The 21,553-nt window shown below is 66.7% G+C and carries 27 protein-coding genes; 9 read left to right on the top strand and 18 right to left on the bottom strand.

The genetic code is table 11. From position 1 onward, the window contains the following. Positions 1-23: 23 nt before the first annotated feature. The 4 genes from BUC15_RS08815 to BUC15_RS08800 all read right to left on the bottom strand — a co-directional run bounded on the left by BUC15_RS08815 (position 24) and on the right by BUC15_RS08800 (position 1,688). Positions 24-305, bottom strand: a complete 282-nt coding sequence (locus tag BUC15_RS08815) for an SHOCT domain-containing protein (RefSeq protein ID WP_073187214.1) — start codon at positions 303-305, stop codon at positions 24-26. Continuing rightward, positions 305-739 (bottom strand): hypothetical protein, encoded by a 435-nt coding sequence (locus BUC15_RS08810; RefSeq protein WP_073187212.1) that lies wholly within the window; start codon positions 737-739, stop codon positions 305-307. Before BUC15_RS08810 ends, BUC15_RS08815 begins: the two co-directional genes overlap by 1 nt. A 1-nt stretch (position 740) precedes the next feature. Next, positions 741-1,289, bottom strand: coding sequence for an HdeD family acid-resistance protein (locus BUC15_RS08805; protein WP_073187209.1), 549 nt, complete (start codon positions 1,287-1,289; stop codon positions 741-743). A gap of 171 nt (positions 1,290-1,460) precedes the next feature. Then, positions 1,461-1,688: a hypothetical protein gene (locus BUC15_RS08800; protein ID WP_073187207.1), complete on the bottom strand. Its 228-nt coding sequence runs from the start codon at positions 1,686-1,688 to the stop codon at positions 1,461-1,463. Between the two features lie 150 nt (positions 1,689-1,838). Here BUC15_RS08800 and BUC15_RS08795 point away from each other — a divergent pair, with 150 nt between their 5' ends. Together BUC15_RS08795 and BUC15_RS08790 are read left to right on the top strand one after the other, a co-directional pair. Continuing rightward, positions 1,839-2,621: a nucleoside phosphorylase gene (locus BUC15_RS08795; RefSeq protein ID WP_073187204.1), complete on the top strand. Its 783-nt coding sequence runs from the start codon at positions 1,839-1,841 to the stop codon at positions 2,619-2,621. Between the two features lie 28 nt (positions 2,622-2,649). Beyond that, positions 2,650-2,994 carry an iron chaperone gene (locus tag BUC15_RS08790; RefSeq protein WP_073187202.1) on the top strand — a complete coding sequence of 115 codons (345 nt, stop codon included), beginning with the start codon at positions 2,650-2,652 and terminating at the stop codon, positions 2,992-2,994. 104 nt (positions 2,995-3,098) lie between these two features. Here the strand turns inward: BUC15_RS08790 and BUC15_RS08785 are convergent, their stop codons facing one another. The 3 genes from BUC15_RS08785 to BUC15_RS08775 are packed head-to-tail and all read right to left on the bottom strand — an operon-like array spanning position 3,099 to position 5,384. Further along, positions 3,099-4,367 (bottom strand): MFS transporter, encoded by a 1,269-nt coding sequence (locus tag BUC15_RS08785; RefSeq protein WP_073187199.1) that lies wholly within the window; start codon positions 4,365-4,367, stop codon positions 3,099-3,101. Between the two features lie 44 nt (positions 4,368-4,411). Then, positions 4,412-4,957: an isopentenyl-diphosphate Delta-isomerase gene (gene idi / locus BUC15_RS08780; RefSeq protein ID WP_073187196.1), complete on the bottom strand. Its 546-nt coding sequence runs from the start codon at positions 4,955-4,957 to the stop codon at positions 4,412-4,414. 58 nt (positions 4,958-5,015) lie between these two features. Further along, positions 5,016-5,384 (bottom strand): RNA-binding S4 domain-containing protein, encoded by a 369-nt coding sequence (locus BUC15_RS08775; protein ID WP_073187194.1) that lies wholly within the window; start codon positions 5,382-5,384, stop codon positions 5,016-5,018. A gap of 781 nt (positions 5,385-6,165) precedes the next feature. On the opposite strand from BUC15_RS08775, the gene BUC15_RS08770 reads away from it, so the two are divergent. The 5 genes from BUC15_RS08770 (at position 6,166) to BUC15_RS08750 (ending at position 10,435) form a co-directional block, all read left to right on the top strand. After that, positions 6,166-6,390: a mycothiol transferase gene (locus BUC15_RS08770; RefSeq protein WP_217652181.1), complete on the top strand. Its 225-nt coding sequence runs from the start codon at positions 6,166-6,168 to the stop codon at positions 6,388-6,390. Next, entirely contained in the window at positions 6,387-7,067 is a 681-nt protein-coding gene (locus tag BUC15_RS08765; RefSeq protein WP_073187191.1) for an SDR family NAD(P)-dependent oxidoreductase, read from the top strand. The genes BUC15_RS08770 and BUC15_RS08765 overlap by 4 nt, the downstream gene beginning before the upstream one ends. A 239-nt stretch (positions 7,068-7,306) precedes the next feature. Continuing rightward, the gene (locus BUC15_RS08760; RefSeq protein ID WP_217652180.1) at positions 7,307-7,753 is read left to right on the top strand and encodes a MarR family winged helix-turn-helix transcriptional regulator; all 447 of its coding nucleotides are present in this window, start codon (positions 7,307-7,309) and stop codon (positions 7,751-7,753) included. Then, on the top strand, positions 7,750-9,033 hold the full coding sequence (locus BUC15_RS08755; protein ID WP_073187188.1) for an MFS transporter: 1,284 nt from the start codon (positions 7,750-7,752) through the stop codon (positions 9,031-9,033). Before BUC15_RS08760 ends, BUC15_RS08755 begins: the two co-directional genes overlap by 4 nt. Positions 9,034-9,061: 28 nt before the next feature. Continuing rightward, entirely contained in the window at positions 9,062-10,435 is a 1,374-nt protein-coding gene (locus BUC15_RS08750; protein WP_073187186.1) for an L-serine ammonia-lyase, read from the top strand. 140 nt (positions 10,436-10,575) lie between these two features. On the opposite strand, the gene BUC15_RS08740 is transcribed toward BUC15_RS08750, so the two are convergent. Continuing rightward, entirely contained in the window at positions 10,576-11,421 is an 846-nt protein-coding gene (locus BUC15_RS08740) for an alpha/beta hydrolase (protein ID WP_073187182.1), read from the bottom strand. 47 nt (positions 11,422-11,468) lie between these two features. Between BUC15_RS08740 and BUC15_RS08735 the strand changes: the two genes are divergently transcribed. Next, positions 11,469-11,861 carry an MmcQ/YjbR family DNA-binding protein gene (locus BUC15_RS08735; RefSeq protein WP_073187180.1) on the top strand — a complete coding sequence of 131 codons (393 nt, stop codon included), beginning with the start codon at positions 11,469-11,471 and terminating at the stop codon, positions 11,859-11,861. Positions 11,862-12,330: 469 nt separating this feature from the next. Here the strand turns inward: BUC15_RS08735 and BUC15_RS08730 are convergent, their stop codons facing one another. From BUC15_RS08730 to BUC15_RS08685, 10 genes are all read right to left on the bottom strand, one after another. Beyond that, positions 12,331-12,972, bottom strand: a complete 642-nt coding sequence (locus BUC15_RS08730; RefSeq protein ID WP_073187177.1) for an SDR family oxidoreductase — start codon at positions 12,970-12,972, stop codon at positions 12,331-12,333. A gap of 36 nt (positions 12,973-13,008) precedes the next feature. After that, a complete protein-coding gene (locus BUC15_RS08725; protein ID WP_073187175.1) occupies positions 13,009-14,016 on the bottom strand; it encodes a M48 family metallopeptidase in 1,008 nt (335 codons plus the stop codon). A gap of 135 nt (positions 14,017-14,151) precedes the next feature. After that, entirely contained in the window at positions 14,152-14,598 is a 447-nt protein-coding gene (gene rplI / locus BUC15_RS08720) for a 50S ribosomal protein L9 (RefSeq protein ID WP_073187173.1), read from the bottom strand. A 20-nt stretch (positions 14,599-14,618) separates the two neighbouring features. Beyond that, positions 14,619-14,858: a 30S ribosomal protein S18 gene (gene rpsR / locus BUC15_RS08715; protein ID WP_073187171.1), complete on the bottom strand. Its 240-nt coding sequence runs from the start codon at positions 14,856-14,858 to the stop codon at positions 14,619-14,621. Between the two features lie 97 nt (positions 14,859-14,955). Then, positions 14,956-15,489 (bottom strand): single-stranded DNA-binding protein, encoded by a 534-nt coding sequence (locus tag BUC15_RS08710; protein WP_073187169.1) that lies wholly within the window; start codon positions 15,487-15,489, stop codon positions 14,956-14,958. A gap of 124 nt (positions 15,490-15,613) precedes the next feature. Then, positions 15,614-15,901 (bottom strand): 30S ribosomal protein S6, encoded by a 288-nt coding sequence (gene rpsF / locus BUC15_RS08705; RefSeq protein WP_073187167.1) that lies wholly within the window; start codon positions 15,899-15,901, stop codon positions 15,614-15,616. 119 nt (positions 15,902-16,020) lie between these two features. Beyond that, a complete protein-coding gene (locus BUC15_RS08700; protein WP_073187165.1) occupies positions 16,021-16,773 on the bottom strand; it encodes an SGNH/GDSL hydrolase family protein in 753 nt (250 codons plus the stop codon). Next, the gene (locus BUC15_RS08695) at positions 16,770-17,150 is read right to left on the bottom strand and encodes a rhodanese-like domain-containing protein (protein ID WP_073187163.1); all 381 of its coding nucleotides are present in this window, start codon (positions 17,148-17,150) and stop codon (positions 16,770-16,772) included. The genes BUC15_RS08700 and BUC15_RS08695 overlap by 4 nt, the downstream gene beginning before the upstream one ends. Before the next feature lie 120 nt (positions 17,151-17,270). After that, positions 17,271-17,600, bottom strand: a complete 330-nt coding sequence (locus tag BUC15_RS08690; RefSeq protein WP_139280173.1) for a hypothetical protein — start codon at positions 17,598-17,600, stop codon at positions 17,271-17,273. A 3-nt stretch (positions 17,601-17,603) separates the two neighbouring features. Further along, positions 17,604-19,397: an AMP-dependent synthetase/ligase gene (locus BUC15_RS08685; protein WP_073187159.1), complete on the bottom strand. Its 1,794-nt coding sequence runs from the start codon at positions 19,395-19,397 to the stop codon at positions 17,604-17,606. Positions 19,398-19,737: 340 nt separating this feature from the next. Here BUC15_RS08685 and BUC15_RS08680 point away from each other — a divergent pair, with 340 nt between their 5' ends. Next, positions 19,738-21,366, top strand: a complete 1,629-nt coding sequence (locus BUC15_RS08680) for an ABC-F family ATP-binding cassette domain-containing protein (RefSeq protein ID WP_073187157.1) — start codon at positions 19,738-19,740, stop codon at positions 21,364-21,366. The last annotated feature ends 187 nt before the right edge of the window (positions 21,367-21,553 follow it).

Raw genomic sequence — 21,553 nt, 5'->3', positions numbered from 1 at the left:
CGGGGCGCTTGAACACGGTCGCGTCAGCCGACGGCCAGGATCCGCTGTTTCTGTGCCTCGAACTCGGCCTCGGTCAGCACCCCCGCGTCGCGGAGTTGGCCGAGCTGCGCCAACTGGTCGAGCATCGTGGAGGGCACCGACGCCGGCGCGGGTGCGGGCGTTGGCTGCACGGGGGCGGCCTGCGCCTGCGCCCTGCCCGCGGCAGCCGCGTCCTGGGCTGCCCAGCGTTGCTGCTGGCGGCGGTGCGTGCTGCCGACCACCCGGGTGGCCACAGAGGCACGGGCTGCGGTTCGTAACAGGCTCATCAGTTGTTCCCCTCTTCGATGTTCTGCGCGAGGTCGGCGATGTCGACCCCTCCTGCGTAAAGCTCGACGCCGCCGACCTCTGCCCAGGCGTCCGCGGCCAATGCCAGCGACCGCTCCTCATAGATGATGGCGATCGCCACCTCGGAGACCGTGAGGTCGGCCGCGATGGCGGTCAGGTCGTCCGCGTCGAGGATGCCGGAATCGACGCCGTCGAAGACCGAAAGGTCGAGGCTGCAGCTGCCCGCGAAGTCTGAGAACGAGCGCTTGACGGGGGCACCGTCGGCATCGCGTGCGATCAGCTCGATGTCGAGGATCTCGATGATGCCCTGGTCGACACGCTGCAGCACGGCGGCCAGCCCGGGGCCGAAGTCTGCGGCCTCATCGAAGGTGAAGACGAGGTAGTCGACCGGCCCGGCATACAGTTCGGTTGCCATCTCAGTTCTTCCTTCCGATGATCGCGCGCACGATGTTCAGCACGCCAAGAACCGCAAGCCCGATGCCGAGGAACCACCAGAGGAACACCGCGCCCCACAACGGGCTCGTCAGCAGCGAGAACCCGGCGAGGATGGAGATGATCGCAAACACGACGGTGATCGCCTTCGAACCGGACCCGCCAAGGGTGAACAGCGCCGTGAAGCCTTCCATCATCCACATCACACCGACCATGATCACCAGGAACACCGCAAGGAACGCCGCGGTCCGCGCCAGTGAGCTGAATGCGTAGATACCTGCCACGACATAGAGGATGCCTAGCAGGATGTGCCCGACGCGTCCGCCGGTGCCGAGGTGCTTCGAAACGAATCCCATCACGACGTAGACGATGCCGCCGACGATCGCCCAGACGGCGATCACGCCGGTCAGGGCAACAGCGGTCTTGGTGGGCCAGACGAGCACCGCGATACCGAACGCGGCTGCGGCCAGCCCCTCGACCAGCAGCGCTACCCGAGACCACTTTTCAGTGGGCGGAGTGACGAAGGTTGACATTCTTGCTTCCTTTGATTCTTGAGGACGCCAAGTTGGACGTCCCTGAAGTCAAGCGTAGACCTCCGACACCCACCAGGGCCTCGACGCGCCAGCGGAATCCGGCCAATGCTGCGACACCAGTAGCTGCGCAGGCGGCGGCCCGAATCGCCGGTGAGGCGAGGCGGCTGCAGGTCAGCGCCTGCGGCCCCACTTCAGGTAGGCCACTGGGAGCAGACCCAACGAGTTGACCAGGGCCAAGGCAGGCACCCAGGCCTCCTTCGGGCCGTTGATCTCGCTCTGCTCCCGTCTGGCCACATCGACCAGGGCATAGGCCCGCAGCACCGCGTCCGCGACCCCTGCGATACCCAGCATCGTCTTGACCGGCTTCGGCAGGTTCTCGAGTCGTCTTGAGTTGCTCATGTGATTCATGCCTCCTGCGCCCAAGCCTACGCGGCTTCAGAGTCCGTGCCTCGGGTTCGGGTGTGCCTGCTGGGATTCGCCGGGCACCATCTCACGCCGCTCGGGGCTCAGCGACGTCATGATCGACCAGTGGTTCCCTAGAATCAAGGCATGCCCGAGCGTCCACCAAGCCCCCTCCTCGAGTTCGACCCAGCGCCCAAAGCCCTGATCGAGCCCGGTGCACTGATCCGCCAACGAGACGACATGCCGAGGGCATGCGTCCTGACCTGGTTCCGGGATGCGGCTGACCGGATGGTCGAGGCGACCTTCGGCCGGCGCCTCCAGCAGCTGCGGTGGGAAGACGGTCCCCGTCCCGTCTACGAGATCGTGCACGAGTCGCGCCCGGTCGCACTGGTTCCCATGCCGGTCGGCGGGGCACCGTCAGCAGGCCTGCTCGAGGAGCTGATCGCGCTTGGCTGCCGGTCCTTCATCGCCTGCGGCGGAGCGGGTGCGCTCCAGCCCGATCTGGCCCCGGGCCACCTCTTCGTGGTCACCTCGGCGCTCCGGGACGAGGGCACTTCGCACCACTACCTACCTCCATCCAGGGTCGTCGACTCCGATCCACACACCGTCGGGGTTCTTCGCCGAACCCTGACCGACCTCGGGCTGCCGTTCACGGAAGGCCGCACGTGGACCACCGACGCCTTCTACCGCGAGACCGCTGCCAGGATTGGGAGCCGGGTCGCTGAGGGTTGCTGCATGGTCGAGATGGAGGCCGCGTCGATCGCCGCGGTCGCACAGTTCCGCGGGATGCGACTGGCTCACCTCCTCTACGGCGGGGATGACCTGGCCGGTGAAGTGTGGGACGAGCGCGGCTGGCAGGACAATCACGAGGTCCGGGATCGTCTGATCCGGGTGGCGGCCACGGCCGCGCTGCGCCTCGAAACCCCCTGAGCCATCCTCGGCGTGGGAGGATCAGGAGATGGGAAGCATCGACGACTACCTGGCGAAACTCGATCCCTTGGACGCCGCCGTCATCGACCACGCCTACCGCGTGGCCAAGGAGGTGGTTCCCGAGGCGGAGCAGGGGCAGGGCTACGGCATGCCAGCGCTCACCTACCATGGAAAGCCACTGTTGAGCGTGATGCGGGCGAAGAAGCACTTCGGCATGTACCCGTTCAGCGCGAAGGTCATCGAGTCGTCGGTTTACCTCCTCGCGGGTTTCGACTGTGGCAAGGGCACCATCCGCTTCATGCCTGGGCACCCACTGCCCGATCCGACGCTGGCGGCCATCGTCGAGCGGCGACGAGACGAGATCGACGGGTAATCCGCTCAGGAAGGCACGCCCTGACGTCGGGGGGGTCGACCAGTGGCCGATTCTCGTGGCCAGACGCAGGAGAATCGACCAGTGGTCGATTTTCGGGAGACGGCTCAAGCCCGGTAGCGCCGGAACACGGGAAAGACCGCGGCGACCACAGCGATCCCGAGCAGCACGAGCAGGCCCCCACCCCCGGTCGCCCAGGCTGGGCCGACCACTTCGGAGGCCGCCCCGTGCAGCACGTCGGCGATGCGGGGACCACCCGCGACTACCACGATGAACACGCCCTGAAGTCGGCCCCGGACGTCGTCGTCGGCCGCGCTGAGGAGAATGGTCTGCCGGAACGCGGCCGAGACCATGTCGGCCGCGCCGCCGATGATCAGCATGCCGAGCGCGGCCCCGAGCATCAGCCGGGAGGCCAACGGAGCCAACCCGACGAACGCCCCGAGTAGAGCCATCGCGGCACCCCACACGGCGATCGCGGCCAGGACGGCGGCACCCTGTCGTCGGATCCGAACGACCCAGCCGCTGAACACGCCTCCCAGGACCGCACCGGCGGGCATCGCCGCGTACAGCAGCGCGAACTCTATGCCGCCCTCGTCCGGCCCACCGAAGGCGACGTGGGCGATCTCGGGGTAGAGGGCGCGTGGCATCCCGAAGACCATGGCGATCAAGTCGACGAGGAAGCTGAGCAACAGGATCCGGTGCCACGTCAGGTATCGCAGCCCGTCGAGCACCGACCGCAACCCGGGTGTGCCGGAACGCGACTCAACGGGTAGGGGCGGCAGCCGATATACGGCATACAACGTAGCCAGCAGCGTGACCGTGTCGATCAGGTACAGCCACGAATAGCCGAGCACCGGGATGAGCGCGCCACCGACCAACGGGCCGGCGATCGCGCCTGCCGACATCACGGTCATGTTCAGGGCGTTCGCCGCCGGCAGTTGGATGATCGGGATGAGTTTCGGCAGGATCGCCGTCCTGGTCGGCTGATTGACGGCGAAGAATGCCTGCTGGAGCGAGAACAGCCCCAGCAGGAGCCAAACGTTGTTCAGGTCCAGGAACGCCTGGAGCCAGAACAGCGCGGAGGTCGCGACCAGCCCGAGGGTGGTGACCTCGAGTAGCCGGCGGCGGTCGAAGTGGTCGGCGAGCGCCCCTCCCCACAGCCCGAACACGATGAGGGGGACGAGCCCGAACACACCTGTCAGGCCGACCATGCCCGACGACCCGGTGATCGCGTAGATCTGCGCCGGAACCGCTACCACCGTCAGTTGCGCTCCGATGACCGTGACGATGTTGGCCGTCCACAGCCGCCGGAAGTGGGGCTCCCGCAGCGGTCTCGTATCGGCGAACACCCCTCGTAGGCGGTCGGCGAGGCTCATCGCGGAATCAGCTGGTCGGGCACCCGCGCAACGCTACCCGCGTTTCAGGGCCGGGTCAGGTTGGCCTCTCGCAGCGCGGACCACTGGAGCACCGACCATGGGCTGATCAGGAAGGGCGTGTGGTCGACGAGCGCATCGAGATCGGACGCCTCGACCCACCGGTACGACGCCACCTCTTCGGGCCTTGGTTCGGGCGTGATGTCAGACTCGAGGATCCAGACTGGGCAGATCTCGTTCTCCACGACGCCGGAGTCGTCGATGGCGCGGTAGCGGAACTTCGGCAGCGCGAGGGTGAGGCGGGCCGGGTCGACGGCGATGCCGAGCTCGGAGTAGCCATGCCGGGCAATGGCGTCGACGGGGTCCTCTTCGAGGTCGGGGTGGCCGCAGAAGGCATTGGTCCAGACCCCCGGCCAAGTGAGTTTGGTGACGGCACGCCGGGAAAGGAGCCATCGCCCGTCGGATCGGCGCACGTGGCACGAAAATGCCCGGTGGAGCGGTGTCGAACTGGTGTGGACGGTGGCCTTGGGGGCGGTACCGATGGCGCGGTTGTCGTCGTCGACGAGGATCACGTTCAGCCCGGCTGCGGTCATAGGCCGGACCATACCGGTTCCGCGCAAGCTCGCGCACTGGCGCGAGGGGTCGGCTGGCTCAGTCGCGACCGCGGAGCTTCTCGATCGCCCTGCGGTCGCGCTTGGTGGGGCGACCCGCACCGCGGTCGCGGACGGCGACTCTTCCCGACATCCCGGCGATCGGCGCGGGCCTTTCGGGGGTGCGGTCGATGTAGGCGGCCTGGGCCAAGGGGGCACCGACGCGCTTGGCCAACGTCGGGTCGAGAACCTCGATCAGCTTCTCGTCCTGTTCCTTGCGGACGCGCACCTTCTGCCCGGCGACCACGGGTTGGGCAGCTTTGGCGAGGTTGTCGTCGACGCGCACGTGCCCACCCCGCACGGCCGCGGTCGCGGCGGAGCGGGTCTTGTAGATGCGCACTGCCCAGAGCCAGGAGTCGAGTCTCGCCATGGGACACAAGCATAGATCGGACCATGATCGAAGCCCGTCACCGGTTGAGCCGGGCCTCGAGGAACGAAGGAGGCTCCGGGCCGGTTGAGCCGGGCCGCGAGCTTGCGAGCCGCCCGTGACGAAACCACCGGGCACACGGTGCAGAAACCCGACCACAACATCTCAGGCGACTCCCCGAACAACGTCCACGATGGTTTCAGACGCGGGCCGTCTGACCGTCCAAGCTGTGCATAGATCTCTGTATACGTGGAGGCAATCGCCATATGGGGCCGCCTCCACGCATAGAGAGATTTGTGCACGCCTCTGAAGCTGGAACGAGACGAGACGGTGGCAAGGTTCGGCTGCCGGATACGGGGGTTTCGTCACGGTCCCCGGCGCTCCGCGCGGCGGGACCGGCTCAACCGACCGCCGGTCGAGCCGACAGCGGGTGCCCGGTCGGGCCGTCTGACCGTCCAAGCTGTGCATAGATCTCTGTATACATGGAGGCAGTCGCTATATGGGGCCGCCTCCACGCATAGAGAGATTTGTGCACGCCTCTGAAGCTGGAACCGGACGTGACGGTAGCAAGGTTCGGCTGCCGGATACGGGGGTTTCGTCACGGTCCCCGGCGCTCCGCGCGGCGGGACCGGCTCAACCGACGCACAACCCGACCACAGGTCCTTGAGAGAGTCTGCCGTGATCGTCACGATGGTTTCGTCACGGGCCGTTCGTCCCTCACGGCCCGGCTCAACCGACGCGCCCCAGCCGGCGCCGGACCGGCGACGCCTCGTATCCTTGGCGCATGCCCCAACTCGATCCGGCCGCTTTCAGGGCCCCGATCCGGGAACAACTCGGCCTTGACGACGTCGTGCCCGGAAACCGGGGGTGCCCGCAGCCGCTGCGCTGGATCTACCTCCACACGCTGCGTGAGTTGGCCCAGCACTGCGGACATGCCGACATCCTGCGCGAGCAGCTGCTGGCACGGCGATCAGACGAATCGCTGCTGCCTGAAATGACGACCGCATGACGCTCAAGGCGATCGTCACCGGCCACAGCCGCGGCCTGGGCGCCGCCCTCGCCACCGAGCTCGAGGCTCGCGGCTGGAGCGTGCTCGGCATCTCCCGCTCCACCGGCGAAGCACTCGACCTGTCCGACCCGACGGCGCTGGCCGCCTGGCTGGGCTCGAACACGCTCCGCGACTTCCTCAAAGGGGCCGACGAGGTGCTGCTGATAAACAACGCCGGCCTGCTCGGCCCGGCGACCGTCGCGGGCGCACAGGACGCCGCCGCGGTGACGACCGCCGTCAACGTGAACGTGACCGCCCCGATCCTCCTGACCAATGCCGTCCTGGCTACCCGACCCGAGGGGGTGCCGACGCGGGTGGTGCACGTCTCGAGCGGGGCCGGTCGCCGTCCGATCGCGGGGTGGAGCGTCTACTGTGCGACCAAGGCGGCCGTCGACCAGCACGCGCTGACGGTGGCCGCCGAGGCCCTTCCAGGGGTCAGGATCGCCGCGATCGCGCCAGGGGTCGTCGACACCGGGATGCAGGCCGAGATCCGCGCGTCCGACGACTTTCCTGGCCGCGAGGGTTTCGTCGAGTTGAAGGAGGGCGGGAAGTTGCTGTCTCCGCGGGAGGCCGCCTCCCGGCTGCTGGCCATCGCCTTGGGCGACGACTTCGGCACCGAGGTCCTCACCCGGATCTGAGCGCCGCCCGCTCCCGTCCGCAGCGGTTGAGCCGCGCTCGGCGCAGGTCAGACTTTGAGCACTATTCCGGGTTCCCTTGCCGAAACGACGCCCAACTACGGCGTGTCGCCGATCGAGTCCGGGATAGTGCTCAACGGCACCCCCAGCCACAGCCCCACGCCAACGTCACCTCGCGGCTCACATTTTCCTTACCCTATCTAATGAGTTAGAGTAATTAGCGTTGCTTAGGAGGCCATCTCATGTTGATCGAATCCGCCCACGTCGAGGACGGCCCCATGTTCACCCTCGCCAACGACCTCCGGCTCGCCTGCCAACGCATCGCGCGCCGCGTCCGATTCGAGTCGACCAGCGCCGTCGCACCACACCAGTTCTCCGTCCTCGTTCGCCTGAACCGACTCGGCCCGCAGACCCCGACCCAGCTCGCCGCCCACGACCGCGTCAGCGCGCCTTCGATGACGCGCACCGTCAACTGCCTCGCCGAGGAAGGGCTCGTGAAGCGGTCCCCCCATCCCGACGACGGACGCCAGGTGCTCGTGAGCAACACCGAGAGGGGCGCAGCAGTCGTGCGCGAGACCATCGCGCATCGCGACACCTGGATGCTCGAGCACCTCGACGGCATGGCCCCGGACCAACTTGCGCTGCTGCGGCAGGCCGCCGACCTACTTCTGGAGGTATCCGAGGCTTGAAAACCTTCGCGTCTCTGGCGTTTCGCAACTACCGCTACTTCTTCCTCGGCGCCCTGGTAAGCAACCTCGGCACCTGGATCCAGCGTATCGGCCAGGACTGGCTCGTCCTCACCGAACTCACCGACAACTCCAGCACCGCGCTCGGCATCGTGACGGCGCTGCAGTTCATCGCCGTGCCGCTGCTGGCGCCCTACGCGGGAGCGATCATCGACCGCTACCCGAAACGCAAGGTCCTCCTGGTCACACAGGTCGGGCTCGGCCTCACCGCGCTCGGGCTCTGGGCCCTGGTCGCCACGGACCTGGTGCAGTTATGGCACGTGTATCTCTTCGCTCTGCTGATGGGTGCGATCACGGCCTTCGACAACCCCGCACGTCAGGCCTTCGTTTCCGAGATCGTCCCGACGCAGTACCTGACAAACGCCGTCGGGTTGAACTCCACGTCCTTCAACGGTGCACGGCTGATCGGACCCGGCCTGGCAGGCATCCTCGTTGCCGCCGTCGGTGTCGGCCCGACGCTGCTGATCAACGCGCTCAGCTTCATCGCGATGATCCTCGCCATCCTGGCCATGCACGCCGACGAGTTGCACCCCGCCGTGTCGAAGACCCGGGCCGGTGCACTCGATGGGCTTCGCTACCTGCGCGGGCGACCGGACCTGATCGTCGTGCTCGTGATGGTGTTCACGCTCGGCACGTTCGGCATGAACTTCCAGATCTTCAACGCCACCATGTCGACGGTGACCTTCGGGGTCGGGTCGGCCGAGTTCGGGCTGCTTGGCACCATCATGGCGGTGGGCACACTCGGCGGGGCCCTGATGGCCGCCCGGCGCACCAAGCCGACCCTGCGAATGCTGATCCTTTCCATGGGAGGATTCGCCGTCAGCACCTTCCTGCTGGCGTTGGCTCCGACCTACACCGTCTACGCCATCCTGCTCATCCCGGCCGGCTTCTTCTCGCTGACGGCTATGACAACGGCAAACGCCTCGGTGCAACTCGGCACAGCGCCCGAGTTCCGTGGCCGGGTGATGGCCGTCTACATGGCGATCTTCATGGGGGGCACCCCCATCGGGTCGCCGCTGATCGGTTGGATCGGGCAGGTTCTCGGGCCAAGGGCCTCGGTGCTGGTCGCGGCCATCGTCCCGGGGCTGTGCGCAGTCGGAGTGGTCGCCTACCTCTTCCTGCACGACGGGGTCCGGTTCCGCCTGGCCCGCAATCCGATGCGGATCAAGGTGTGGACACAACAACCCCGCTCGGTGCCTGCGATGTCGTCCGAAGGGCGCTAGATTCGATTGGGAACTCACGGGAGGTGACATGTCCATCAGCGCCTTGGACCTGTTCAAGATCGGCATCGGCCCATCCTCGTCCCACACGATGGGCCCGATGCGTGCCGGAGCGCTCTTCGCAGCGGCGCTGGAGGACCGGATCGACGATGTCGTGCGCCTCCAGATCGACCTGTACGGGTCCCTCGCCGCGACCGGGATCGGGCACGGCACGGACAAGGCGGTCGTCGGCGGCCTGATGGGGCACCGTCCCGAGTCGGTCGACCCAGACGAGTACGCGGCCGCCGTCGACGCGGTGGGCCGCGAGGGTCGGATCGTGCTCGACGGTCGCCGTCCGATCCCGTTCGACTGGGCGACAGATCTTCGTTTCCACCGCACCCCTCTTCCCCGGCATCCCAACGCCCTCGACCTGACGGCACTGGACGCCGACGGCGCCGTGGTCGCCACAAACCGGTACTACTCGATCGGGGGCGGCTTCGTCGTGGACGAGACACAGGCCGAGGCCGGATCGACCGGGGTCCGCGAGGTGGCTGTGCGTCATCCTTTCGACACGGCACACGAGTTGCTCGAGATCGCCGCACGGGAAGGCCTGAGCATCGCCCAGGTGGTCGCCGCCAACGAGTTGGCCTGGCGCCCCGCCCAGGCGACCCGCTCCGCGCTCATCGAGATCTGGCAGGTGATGGAGGCCTGCGTCGACCGCGGCATCCGGCAGGAGGGCTACCTGCCCGGGGTGCTTCACGTGCCCCGTCGCGCACCTGCCCTACACCGGCAACTGACCACAGATACCCATCCAAACCTGATCACGATCACGTTCTCGGCGATGGAATGGGTCAACCTGTACGCGCTTGCGGTCAACGAGGAGAACGCAGGAGGCGGCCGGGTCGTCACGGCCCCGACCAACGGTGCCGCCGGGGTGATACCGGCCGTCCTGCACTACTACATGGACTTCGCCGAGGACCCGGGCGACGACGATGTCGTGGACTTCCTGCTCGCCGCCACCGCCGTCGGCGTGCTGCTGAAGCAGAACGCCTCGATCTCCGGGGCCGAGGTCGGCTGCCAGGGCGAGGTCGGCTCGGCTTGCGCGATGGCGGCGGCCGGACTGGCGCAGGTGTTGGGCGGCACCCCCGGTCAGGTGGAGAACGCCGCCGAGATCGGCCTCGAACACAACCTCGGCCTAACCTGCGACCCCATCGGCGGCCTCGTGCAGGTGCCGTGCATCGAGCGCAACGCGATGGCAGCCGTCAAAGCGATCAACGCGGCCCAGTTGGCGCTCTGCGGCGATGGCACGCACCGCGTCACTCTCGACCAGGCGATCAGGACGATGCGCGACACGGGCCGCGACATGCTGAGCAAGTACAAGGAGACGTCAACCGGCGGGCTCGCCGTCGCCTTCATCGAGTGCTGACGACGCCGTTCGTTCGTCGAGTTCGATCCATGAGGTGTCGCAACCGGGGCAACGGTAGACCGGCGCACCCTCCACGCGTTCGTCCGTGGTGATGGTCCCGCAGGCGTCCTGGCACGGCCAGGACGTCAGGAAGCGGGCGCTCACCTCGACACCCAGGTCGCCCGGAGCCAGGCGAGACACAAGGCGAGCCAGGCGTGTGCGTTTTCCGGGAGCGCAGCCCGGTCGGCGTTGGCCAGCGGCGTCGCCGTCGACAGCCCGTGGGCGCCGCGATCGAAGTGGTGGTACTCGAACTCGACGCCTTCCCTGGCGAGCGCGGTGGCAAATCGGAGTGACTGGGTCGGCGGGACGGTCGCGTCCTCGTTGGTCGTCCATAGGAAGGTCGGCGGGGTCGCCTGGGAGACCGCTTCGATGCAGTCGCCGAAGGTGAGCCCGGGCCTGCTGCGACGGTCCACCCAGTCCATGCTGAACACCGCGTAGCAGGCGACGATGGCGTCGGGTCGGGAGTCGAAGTCGAGCAGGCCTGAGTTGGCTGCGACCCCCTCCGCGACGAGCGCCTCGTACTCGGCCCGCTCTGCGGCCACGAGGTCCGCGTCGTCCCAGTGGGTACCGAGCATGCCCGCGACGTGCCCGCCTGCCGAGAAGCCGAGCAGCGCCACCCGGGTCGGGTCGACCCCATGCTCGTCAGCGTGTGCCCGGACCCACCGCACTGCCCGCGCCGCGTCGACCGCCGGGTTCGGGCCGAGGGCATGCTCACCGATCGAGTAGCGCAACAGATACGTGTTGAAACCGGCCGCCAGGAAGCTCGCAACGACGGGGTCCGACTCCCGCTGTGAGAGGAACTCATACCCGCCGCCGGGGCAGATGATCACGGCTGGCCTGGGGTGTTCGAGCGGGGTGGGCTGCTCTGAGTCGAGCGGCCGATCGAAGACGGTGGCCTCGAGGGTGACGCTGCGGTGCGGGTTGAGGTCGACGGTGAAGTTGCGCATCCCCTCAGGGTAGCGATCGGGTGGCGCCGATCGTGAAAGGATGCCCCATGAGCGAACCGTCCCGTTTCGACCCTCTGGACCCCGATCTGGTCCGCTTGCGCAGCATCTGCCTCGACTTGCCGGGCGCGGCCGAGAAACTCGTCGTCGGGCACCCTGCGTTCTACACGCGCAAGGTGTTCGCATACTTCGGGATGAGCAACAAGGTCGATGGACGCTGGGTGCCAAACCCGCGGACGGTGAGCGTGCTGCTCCCGGAAGATGAACGCCTCGCGCTGCTTGAGGACCCCCGCGTCCACATCCCGGGCTATATCGGACCCTATGGCTGGATCAGCCTCCACATCGACGGGGATACCGACTGGGGCGAGGTCGCCGAACTGGTCGAGTTGTCCTATCGGCAGACGGCAGGCGTCAGGCTGATCGCCCGGCTCGACGCGAGGTAGCTGGGGGCCAGGTCCCCGTCGCCGGCGAAAGGCGCGCGTCACCACCGCAACGCCCCCGTCACCACCGCAACGCCGCCGAGACCAACGCAACGCCCCGTCACCAGCGAAATATCCGCGACACCAGCGCAATACTCCGTCACCAGAGGAAGACCGCAGGTAAGCAGGAATACCGCTGGTAACCAGCGCACAACGCTGGTGACGCCGCCCCCTGACCACACCGCGTCGACGGCGCCGTCGACCTCGCTGCCCGACCCGCACCGCTCGGTGGGAGTCTTGGGACGTTGAGCACTATCCCGGACTCGTTCGCGGAAACGACCTGTTTTCACGTTCCAATTAGGATCGAACCCGGAATAGTGCTCAAGGCCAGACGCGACCACAGCACCTGTGGATGCCCAGAATGGGGCGCGTGATCGACCGATCCGGTGGACCTCAGCCGTTGGATGGTTTGGTACCAGCCACCCGAAGGCGCCTAGATGCCGTCGAGCGCCACACCAGGCGCCGTCGAGCCCTCGTTGAAGCTGATCGTCACCCCAGACAGGCCCGGCCGCGCAACCACCTCAGCGATCACTCGGGCGACCGTCGCACGGGAGACCTCCCTCGACACATCGGCGCCGATCTCCACACCACTTTCCGGTTCGAGGGTCAGCGCCGAGGGAGCGAGGATCACCCAGTTGGTGTCACTTCGTCTGATCGCGTCGTCGACGTGCGCCTTGGCTTCCGCATAGGCGAAGAACGGGTCTTCCTCCGGCACCCCGTGGTCGAGCGATGCGCCGAAGTAGGAGACCATGATGAACCTGGCCCCCGCCTTCCCGACGGCGCCGAGCACACGCAGCGCGGCCTCTTCATCGACGGCCTTGGTCCGGGACGCGGCACCCCCGCCCGCACCGGCCGACCAGATGACCACTTCATGGCCCTCGACCAACTGATCGACCTCCTCCTGACCCATCACTTCGAGGTTCGCCACGACGGCCCGCGCCCCGGTCGCCTCAACCTCAGCGACGTGATCGGGATTACGCACCACCGCCTCAACGTTGTTGCCCGCATCGACAAGCATGGGCTCCGCCAGGAGCGCCACCTTCCCGTGGCCACCGAAAATCAGGATTCCAGTCATGTCTCGACACTACCCGGCGAGCCGACCGGCAAACCGTCAGTCGCCGCGGACCTTGGCTGAGACCCACTTCCCGAGGTCGCTGATGCCGTCGCCGAGGTCTCGGGCCAGCTTGGCGAGCGCATCCTCGCTCTCCTTGAACTCGGTCGCATAGGCGTCTGCCGCCGCGCTCGCCTCCTCTGAGATCTTGGCGTCCCTGTCGCCGTCACGCCTGGGGTACTCCCCACTCAGGATTCTGGCGTAGGCGCCCGAGTCGACCCACTTGCGGATCTCACTGGCCCGCACCACGTTCATCGGATGCGTCGACGCGTCGACAAGGATCAACTTCGCGATGGAGTCCCGCAGATCCTCGGTGTCCTGGTAGTCGTGGGCCTGCGATAGGAACTCCGTCTGGTCGAGATCGGCGAGGTGGCCACCGGATGCAAGCTTCATGTTCACCCTGATCGCGGCCTGCACGTCCTGGGTCGCCAGGAGGCCCGCGCGGTCGGACGACAGCTCTGACTTTCGGGACCATTCGCTCAACGCGGAGCGCAGCGCGATCAGGCCGATGCCGCCGAACGGGACGCTGGCCAGCGTCATCCCGAACGTCAGAATGTACTGCAAGAGCGTGCGGTACAACGCATGCCCGCTGAGGGCATGACCCAGCTCGTGCCCCAGCACGAAACGCAACTCGTCGTCATCGAGCAGGTCGACGAGGGCCGAGTTGACGACGATCTTCGGCTTGTCGATACCGATGGTCATCGCGTTGAAGACCGGTGAAGCCACGACGTACAGTTCCGGCAGTTCCTGCACGTCCAGCACGGTTGCCGCCTCGGCATACAACTGGTTCATCCGTGGGAACTGCCGCTCGCTGACGCGCACTGCCGAGCCGAGCAGGTGCATCCTGATCGCCCGCTCGCTCATGAACGCGGAGAACTTCCGCAGAATCGTGTCGAACCCCTGCAACTTGCGGAGCGCGACGAGCGCGCCGCGGTCGGCGGGGTGCTCCCACGCCCGGCTAGAGATTCCCTTGAGGAGGGTCCGGCGTCTGGTGGTCTCGGAAGTCATGTGTCCCAGTGTGCCCGGTAGGTGGAGCACCAGGGTCGGGACAGGGTCATTGTCTGCGACGGGCGGGCCGCCAGCCCCCGGAACAGAAGCAGGGTCCCGGCCGGAGCCGGGACCCTGTTCGAGTGGTTTCTCAGATCACTGAGCGGTGACCTCGAACGGCACATGGGCCGTGACCGCACCGTGCAACTTGATGTTGGCGATGTGGTTGCCGACAGACTTGACCGGCTTCGCGAACGAAACCGAGCGCTTGTCGACGGCCGGGCCCCCGGCCTTCTTCACGGCGACCGCGAGGTCGTTTGCCGTGACGGAGCCGAACAGGTGACCCTGCTCGGACGCACGGACAGCGACGCGGACGTTTAGGCCTTCGAGTTGCGCACGGATCTCCTGCGCGTGTTCCACGCCACGGATCTCGCGGGCGTCCCGGGCGCGCTTGATGCCCTCGATCTGCTTCTCGTTTCCGCGGGTCCAGCGGATCGCCTTGCCCTGGGGCAGGAGGTAGTTGCGGCCGTAGCCGTCCTTCACCTCGACGATGTCGCCGGCGATGCCGAGCTTGTCAACTGTTCCAGTCAGGATGAGCTTCATAGTCGAATTCCCCTTCCAGGTCAGCGAGCGGTCGACGCGTAGGGCAGCAGGGCAACCTCGCGCGCGTTCTTGACGGCGATGGCGACCTTGCGCTGGTCCTGGACCGAAAGGCCAGTGACGCGGCGGGCGCGAATCTTGCCACGCTCGGAGATGAACTTCTTGAGCGTGTTGGTGTCCTTGTAGTCGATGTTGGCGACGCGGGTCGTCTTCACCGGCATGATCTTCTTCTTGTTCACAGGCTTGCGCTGTGGACCGGCCATTGTGGTGCTCTCCTTCTCGGATGGGCTGTCATGCCCTAAAGCCCGTCTTGCGACGGAATGTGCCAGCTAGCCCCGAGGGGCTAGATAAGCGGGTGGATCAGAACGGGGGTTCTTCGGGCTGAGACTGGGCCCACGGGTCGTTGCCGCCGCGGTTGCCTCCGGTGGAGCCAGAGCTTGCCCAGGGGTCAGCCTGCTGGGGCTGCGACTGGTTGCCGCCCCCCTGGCCGCCCTGATTGCCCTGCCACGAGCCGCCACCGCCGCCGCCACCCGTGGTGCGGGTGACCTTTGCGGTTGCGTATCGCAGGGCGGGACCGATCTCGTCGACATCGACCTCAAACACGGTGCGCTTCTCACCCTCGCGGGTTTCGTAGCTGCGTGACTTCAGACGGCCGGAGACGATGACCCTTGAACCCTTGCTGAGGGATTCGGCCACGTTCTCGGCGTACTGACGCCAGACCGAGCAGTTGAGAAACATGGCGTCGCCGTCCTTCCACTCGTTCGTCTGACGATCGAACGTGCGTGGGGTGGAGGCGACCGTGAAGTTCGCCACAGCGGCCCCATTGGGTGTGAAGCGAAGCTCAGGATCGGCGGTCAGATTGCCGATGAGCGTGATGGGTGTCTCGCCTGCCATGTTTTCTATGCCTTCCGATTGACCGGACTTGGGTGGGCCGACGGCCCACTACCGGGTTACCTGTAACTCTCTGTCAACCAACTGACAGTTATTGCAGGTTTTCCCGAAGTTGTGGATAACGAACTCAGTCTTCGCGACGGAGAACCTTGGTGCGCACAACCTTCTCGTCGATGGACATGAGTCGGTCCATCTCGGAAACGGTCGCGGGCTCCGCGGTCACCTGCAGGACGGCGTAGATCGCTTCGGACTTCTTGTTGATGTCGTACGCAAGGCGACGACGTCCCCAGATGTCGATGTTGTCGATGGTGCCGCCATCTTTGGTGATGACCTCGAGATGCTTGTCAACGAGTGCGGGCGCCTGACGCTCATCAACATCGGAATCGATGAGAACCATGACTTCGTACTTACGCATACTTCAGCCCCACCTCCTTCGGACTAACGGCCACGGGTCGTTCCCGCGGCAGGAGGGCGTGACCGGCCATGAGGTCGGTCGTCGGGCAACTCTACCGTGAGCGGTTCGACTGGGCGAAATCAGCACGACTCCCTGAGATCACCCACTTTGCCCGAACGCTCCAGCTCCGCCCAGAAGAGGTCCGCCCAGGCCAGGTAGCCCTTGTCGTTGGGGTGGAACCAGTCTCCGGCCGTGTTGGTGTAGTACCGCAGGTAGCCCGTGTCGCGCATCGACTGGTAGATCGGCACCAGGTGGTGGCCGTACCGGTCGATCAGTTCGATGGCCCGCCGCGCCATGGCCTTTGACCGCTTGGCCAGGCCGGGGATCAGGAACCAGGGGACATCGCCGACGAAACTTCCTGGCGGGAGGGCTGCCAGGATCTTTTCGAAGCTGTGCGCGAAGGAATCGACGGTGTTGTCGGCGGCGAAGATGACGTCGTTGCCGCCGATGTCGAGGGTCACGACGTCTGGTGTGAAACTCAGGTCTGCGAGCAGCGGCAACTGCCGAGCCACCACGTCTCCCGAAACCGCCCCCGAGACGGAGAGGTTTGTGATTGCGACGTGATTGCCGGTCGCCTCTGCGAGCCGCTCACCCAAAATGGCGACGTAACTGGCACCCACGTGGGATGCGCCTACCCCTTGCGCCGCCGAGTCGCCCAACGCGACGTAGTGCAACACGCCGTCCTTTGCGTCACCCAGCCTCGATTCCCAGTGCTCGCGATACGCATCGACGTGCCGGTTGATGAGGAAATGCCCCTTCAGGTAGTGATAGCCCACGGACCCCGCCCAGGCGGCCACGGAACCTGCCGCGAATCCCCCGAGAAACTGCTTCATCGCCTGCCCCGGTACGGACCTGGGATCACGGGGTTGCCATCCTTGGCCCAAGCCCTGAGCCCACCGGCCACCGATTCAGCCAGAAGCCCCTGCTCGCGGAGCTGGGTCGCCACCAGCGACGACCTCAGCCCGTTGTCGCAGATGACCACCACCGCAGCGTCGCGGTCGGCGAGGGGGCTGTCGCCGTGGATCGCGTCCAGCGCGTTCGCCCGCAGTTCCTTGGGGTCCACCGGCCGGGCCCCTGGCGCATGCCCGGCCTCGTACTCGGCGGGGGTGCGCACGTCGATCAGGACGGCCCCCTTGCTGAGCGCCATCAGCGTCTCGTCGACGCTCAGGCCCCCTTCCGACCGCTTCCCCAGAAAGTCCATCAAACCCATGTGCCAATCGTGGCCGTTCGCGGGCCCAGTGCCAAGCCCGCGGCGCCGAAAGCCGACCACCTGCCGGTCGAGCCTCACCGAAGGGCGGCACGACGCGGCTCAGCCACCGGGCGGGCGACTTCAGAGGATGCCGAGTTGGACCAGCCCGACGATGCCGAGCCCGAGACTCAGCCCCAGCCCGAGCAACACGTAGCCCGCCCACCGCCTGCGCGCCCAGTACCCCGTCAGGGCGGGCAGCAGGCAGCCCGCCAACGTCTGTGCCAGGGCGACCACGACGCGCCAGACCGGCTGGGCCTGCACCTCGAAGTCGATGCCTGCACTGTCGGCGGGCGGGATGACCACGTACAACAACCCCGTCGCCAGGCCTGCCGCCCCGAGCAGGAATGCAGCCATCCCCATGGCCAGCGACCCTGGCCAGGTCGTCCACCAGGCTCGTCGCGTCTTAGCCACGGCTCAGTTCGCGCCGCCGCCGTGGCGTTCTTTCAGCCGGGCGTACATGTCGTCGACCATCGACTTGAACCGTGCCTCAACCTCCCGGCGCCGGACCTTCAACGTGGGCGTCAGAAGCCCGTTGTCCATCGTGAACTCCTCACCGATGACGCTGGTCTCCTTCGGTCGTTCCTGGGTCGGCAGCTTGGCCGTCAGTTCCTCGACACGCCTGCGCAGCTCGTCGAGCAGTTCGTTTGAGGCCAACCAGTCCTGCAACTCTCCCTGCCACTGCCCCGCCTTCGCCAACGCCTCGACGTGCGGCAGGGAGGGCTTGACCAGCAACGTCACGAAGGGGCGATTGTCCCCGAGAAGGACGGCGTGTTCGAACAGCGGGTCGGCCAGAATCAGGCCCTCGATCGGCTGCGGGGCGACGTTCTTCCCGCCCAGGGTGACGATGATGTCCTTCAATCGGTCGGTGATGGTCAGGAAACCATCGGTGTCGATATAGCCCACGTCACCGGTGCGCAGCCAGCCGTCCTCATCGATCGCCTCAGCAGTAGCTTCTTCGTCGTGCCAGTAGCCGAGCATGACGTTGGGGCCCCGATAGAGGATCTCGCCGAGTTCCGCGATCCGCAGCTCACCACCAGCCAGTACCTTACCGACGGTGGCTTCCTTGAAGTCGGACGGCGCGTTGAACGACACGAGCGGCGACGCCTCCGTCAGGCCGTAGCCCTGCATGATCGGCAAGCCAACGGAAGAGAAGAACTCCTCGATCTCCACGCGGAGGGGTGCCCCGCCGCAGGCCAACACCGTCTTCGGGCCGCCGAGGGCATCACGCACCGCCTTCAACACGAGTTTGTCTGCGAGCCTGAGTTGGGCACGCAAACCCAAGCTCGGCTGACGGCCTGCGCGGTTCGCGTACTGGTTGTGTCGTCCGACGCGAAGGGCCCAGGCAAAGATTGCGCGCTTCGCTGCTGAACGCAGCACCTTGGCGTGCGCCGTCGTGTATACCGTCTCGTACAGTTTCGGAACGGACACCATCATGGTCGGCTGTGCCAGCACCATCTGTTCCGCCACGGTGCGGGCGTTCTCGACGTAGGTGTTCATGCAACCGTGCAGCAGGACGACCACCGTCCAGGCGCGTTCGAGCGCGTGGGAAAGAGGGAGGAAGCAGAGCGAATGGTCATCTGGGCTGAGGGTGAAGAACTCGTCCAGGGCGTCCGACTGCGCGACGAGTCCCTTGTGCTGGATCATCACCCCTTTCGGGGCGCCGGTGGTGCCGGAGGTGTAGATGATCGAGGCGAGGTCGTCGCCGTCGGCGCGTGAGAGCCGGTCCGCGATCGCCGCCTCGTCTGGGGCCTTGAGGAAGTCCTCGTAGGAAACCAGGTCGTCAGGCAGCCCTTCGTAAGGATGGACGATGACGATCCGCTCAAGGGCGGGCAGGTCGGGGGCGACCTCCAACACACGCTCCGCCTCGCTCTGATTACCGACGAACATCACCGTCAGCCCGGAATCGGCCGCGATGTGGGCGATCTGCTCCGGCGTCGACGTGGCGTACAGCGGGACGGGAATGGCACGCACCGTGCAGGCGCCGAAGTCGATCTCCGACCATGTCGGCTGGTTGCCCAGGAAGATTCCGATGCGGCCACCTTCCTCGACTCCGAGGTCGATCAGCCCTTGGGCCACCTGATCGATGCGGGCCCCGAACTCTGCGTAGCTGCGGATTTCCCAGGAGTCGTCCCGACGGATGCGGGTCGCGGGGCGGGATCCGTATTCGGCGATGACCGACCGGAGCCGGGTGATGATGTGCTCGGACAAGTGGACTCCTCGGGCCGCTGGTGACGCCAAGGCTACTTGCCCTAGCCACCTTCCCGTGGACGGGACGAAGGAGTGGGTGCGGTGAGGGTCGGGCGTTGAGCACTATTCCGGGTTCGATGCCCAAATGGAGCTGTTTTATCGTTCATATCCGCGTCGAACCCCGGATAGTGCTCAAGCCCCCGCCCAGCCCTGCCGGACGACTCGTTTCGGCTTCGTCCCATCGCCGCATAGACTGGCCCGACCCCTACCGAGGAGCCCGAGTGACTGACTGAGCCTGGCACGCACCGTCTGTGGCGTGCCGTCCCCAAAGACCGCATCCCAGCGACCACCAGGACTCCTCATGGCTCATTCACCTGCCGTCACCATCGACGGCGCCTCGTTCCACCTGCCCGACGGCACCGTCATCCTGAGCGACGTGCACGCCACCTTCCCCGCTGGACTGACCGGCCTGATCGGCCCCAACGGCTCCGGCAAGACCACGCTGCTGCGTCTCATCGCCGGCGAACTGACCCCGACCTCAGGGGCGGTGCGCGTGGCCGGCTCCGTGCACGTCGTCCCCCAACGCCTGTCGCGGGCGGGATCGGTCGCCGACCTGCTCGGCATCTCGGCGGCCCGTGCGGCGCTGCGAGCGATCGAGGCAGGCTCGGTCGACCAAGCCCACTTCGACGCCGTCGGCGACGACTGGGACATCGAGGCCCGCTCCATCGCCGACCTCAACGCCCTCGGCCTGGCCGCCGATGTCGACTTCCTCGACCGTGACTCATCGACGCTCTCGGGTGGCGAGGCGACCCGGATCGCGCTCGCCGGGGCACGGCTGGCCCGCGCCGACGTCACCCTGCTCGACGAGCCGACCAACAATCTCGACACCCGAACCAGAGGGTGGCTCCGCGACGCCCTGGAAACATGGGACGGGGCCCTGATCGTCGTGTCGCATGACCGCGACCTGCTGGAACGGGTCGACGCCCTGGTCGACCTCGACCCGCGCGGAGTCGTCAGCTTCGGCGGCACTTTCAGCCAGTACCACGAGCACCGAGAAGAGCGTCAGGCTACCGCCGAACGCCGGCTGCGAGAGGCCGACGCCGACCTCGCCCGTGCTCGACGACAGGCGCAGGCCGAGCTGCAACGGCAGGCGCAGCGCGACCGCTCGGCCAGGAAGGAACGCGCCCTCGGCAACGTGACGGGCGGGGCCGTCGACTTCTACAAGAATCGCTCCGAGAAGAAGGCGGGGGCCAAGTCGACGCTGCATGACACTGCCCTCGCGGAGGCGGGTCAGGCCAGGACGGAAGCCGACGCCGCGGCGCGACCACCAGACACCATCCGAATCACGCTGCCAGAGACAGCAATCCCCAACGGCAAAGAGGTGCTGCGGCTCCGAGTCGGAGACGCGCTGCTCGAGATGGCCGGGCCGGAACGGATCCGGTTGACCGGTGACAATGGAACCGGGAAGTCGACGTTGCTGGCGACGCTGCTCGGCGCGCGGGGCGATGAACCCTGGCGGCGGGAACTTCTGGACGGCGTGCAGATCGACTTACCGCCAACCGTCCCAGTCGGCTACCTGGCCCAGCGCCTCGACGACCTAGATCGCTTCGAAAGCGCCATTGACGCCGTCAGAGACTCGGCGCCACACCGCACGCCTCACGACGCCAGGGCCCTACTCGCACGCTTCCTGATCCGCGCGGTGCGGGCCGACCAGCCGCCAGCCACCATGTCGGGTGGGGAACGCTTCCGGCTCGCCCTGGCTCGGGTCCTGTTCGCCGACCCCGCGCCCCGCCTCCTGGTGCTGGACGAGCCGACCAATAACCTCGACATGACCTCGGTCGAGCAACTGGTCGAGTCGCTCGATGACTTCCGTGGGGCGCTGCTGATCGTCACGCATGACGAGTACCTGGCAGGCGAGCTGAAGATCGGTCGGCAGTGGCGGCTGGGCCGCGACGATGCTCTGGTCGTCGATGATGTCGTTGGTCGCTAGCGTGGGGCGGCAACCGCCGGTTGAACCTCCTCGCGCGTAGACAACGCCCACTCCCACCTAACATCGCGATGTTGGTTCATCCCTGAACAAACAACACGATCCTAAGGCGAAGAACCCGAGCGCAAGACCCCAGACAACGCCCACTCCCACCAAACATCGAGGCTCCAGGGGCCGCGGCCGGATTCCG

The organism is Tessaracoccus bendigoensis DSM 12906 (assembly GCF_900141915.1).
GTDB lineage: Bacteria > Actinomycetota > Actinomycetes > Propionibacteriales > Propionibacteriaceae > Arachnia > Arachnia bendigoensis.
The sequence above is the reverse complement of the archived record's forward strand: the minus strand, read 5'-3'. Positions and strand labels throughout refer to the sequence as shown.

Coding starts and splice junctions, on each gene's coding strand:
- rpsF (WP_073187167.1), bottom strand. CDS start 15,901: ATGCGTAAGTACGAAGTCATGGTTCTCATCGATTCCGATGTTGATGAG.
- BUC15_RS08695 (WP_073187163.1), bottom strand. CDS start 17,150: ATGGGTTTGATGGACTTTCTGGGGAAGCGGTCGGAAGGGGGCCTGAGC.
- BUC15_RS08815 (WP_073187214.1), bottom strand. CDS start 305: ATGAGCCTGTTACGAACCGCAGCCCGTGCCTCTGTGGCCACCCGGGTG.
- BUC15_RS08770 (WP_217652181.1), top strand. CDS start 6,166: ATGCCCCAACTCGATCCGGCCGCTTTCAGGGCCCCGATCCGGGAACAA.
- BUC15_RS08700 (WP_073187165.1), bottom strand. CDS start 16,773: ATGAAGCAGTTTCTCGGGGGATTCGCGGCAGGTTCCGTGGCCGCCTGG.
- BUC15_RS08725 (WP_073187175.1), bottom strand. CDS start 14,016: ATGACTTCCGAGACCACCAGACGCCGGACCCTCCTCAAGGGAATCTCT.
- idi (WP_073187196.1), bottom strand. CDS start 4,957: ATGACCGCAGCCGGGCTGAACGTGATCCTCGTCGACGACGACAACCGC.
- BUC15_RS08800 (WP_073187207.1), bottom strand. CDS start 1,688: ATGAGCAACTCAAGACGACTCGAGAACCTGCCGAAGCCGGTCAAGACG.
- BUC15_RS08810 (WP_073187212.1), bottom strand. CDS start 739: ATGGCAACCGAACTGTATGCCGGGCCGGTCGACTACCTCGTCTTCACC.
- BUC15_RS08795 (WP_073187204.1), top strand. CDS start 1,839: ATGCCCGAGCGTCCACCAAGCCCCCTCCTCGAGTTCGACCCAGCGCCC.
- BUC15_RS08735 (WP_073187180.1), top strand. CDS start 11,469: ATGAGCGAACCGTCCCGTTTCGACCCTCTGGACCCCGATCTGGTCCGC.
- BUC15_RS08760 (WP_217652180.1), top strand. CDS start 7,307: ATGTTGATCGAATCCGCCCACGTCGAGGACGGCCCCATGTTCACCCTC.
- rpsR (WP_073187171.1), bottom strand. CDS start 14,858: ATGGCCGGTCCACAGCGCAAGCCTGTGAACAAGAAGAAGATCATGCCG.
- BUC15_RS08765 (WP_073187191.1), top strand. CDS start 6,387: ATGACGCTCAAGGCGATCGTCACCGGCCACAGCCGCGGCCTGGGCGCC.
- BUC15_RS08775 (WP_073187194.1), bottom strand. CDS start 5,384: ATGGCGAGACTCGACTCCTGGCTCTGGGCAGTGCGCATCTACAAGACC.
- BUC15_RS08730 (WP_073187177.1), bottom strand. CDS start 12,972: ATGACTGGAATCCTGATTTTCGGTGGCCACGGGAAGGTGGCGCTCCTG.
- BUC15_RS08710 (WP_073187169.1), bottom strand. CDS start 15,489: ATGGCAGGCGAGACACCCATCACGCTCATCGGCAATCTGACCGCCGAT.
- BUC15_RS08785 (WP_073187199.1), bottom strand. CDS start 4,367: ATGAGCCTCGCCGACCGCCTACGAGGGGTGTTCGCCGATACGAGACCG.
- BUC15_RS08680 (WP_073187157.1), top strand. CDS start 19,738: ATGGCTCATTCACCTGCCGTCACCATCGACGGCGCCTCGTTCCACCTG.
- BUC15_RS08750 (WP_073187186.1), top strand. CDS start 9,062: ATGTCCATCAGCGCCTTGGACCTGTTCAAGATCGGCATCGGCCCATCC.
- BUC15_RS08740 (WP_073187182.1), bottom strand. CDS start 11,421: ATGCGCAACTTCACCGTCGACCTCAACCCGCACCGCAGCGTCACCCTC.
- rplI (WP_073187173.1), bottom strand. CDS start 14,598: ATGAAGCTCATCCTGACTGGAACAGTTGACAAGCTCGGCATCGCCGGC.
- BUC15_RS08790 (WP_073187202.1), top strand. CDS start 2,650: ATGGGAAGCATCGACGACTACCTGGCGAAACTCGATCCCTTGGACGCC.
- BUC15_RS08805 (WP_073187209.1), bottom strand. CDS start 1,289: ATGTCAACCTTCGTCACTCCGCCCACTGAAAAGTGGTCTCGGGTAGCG.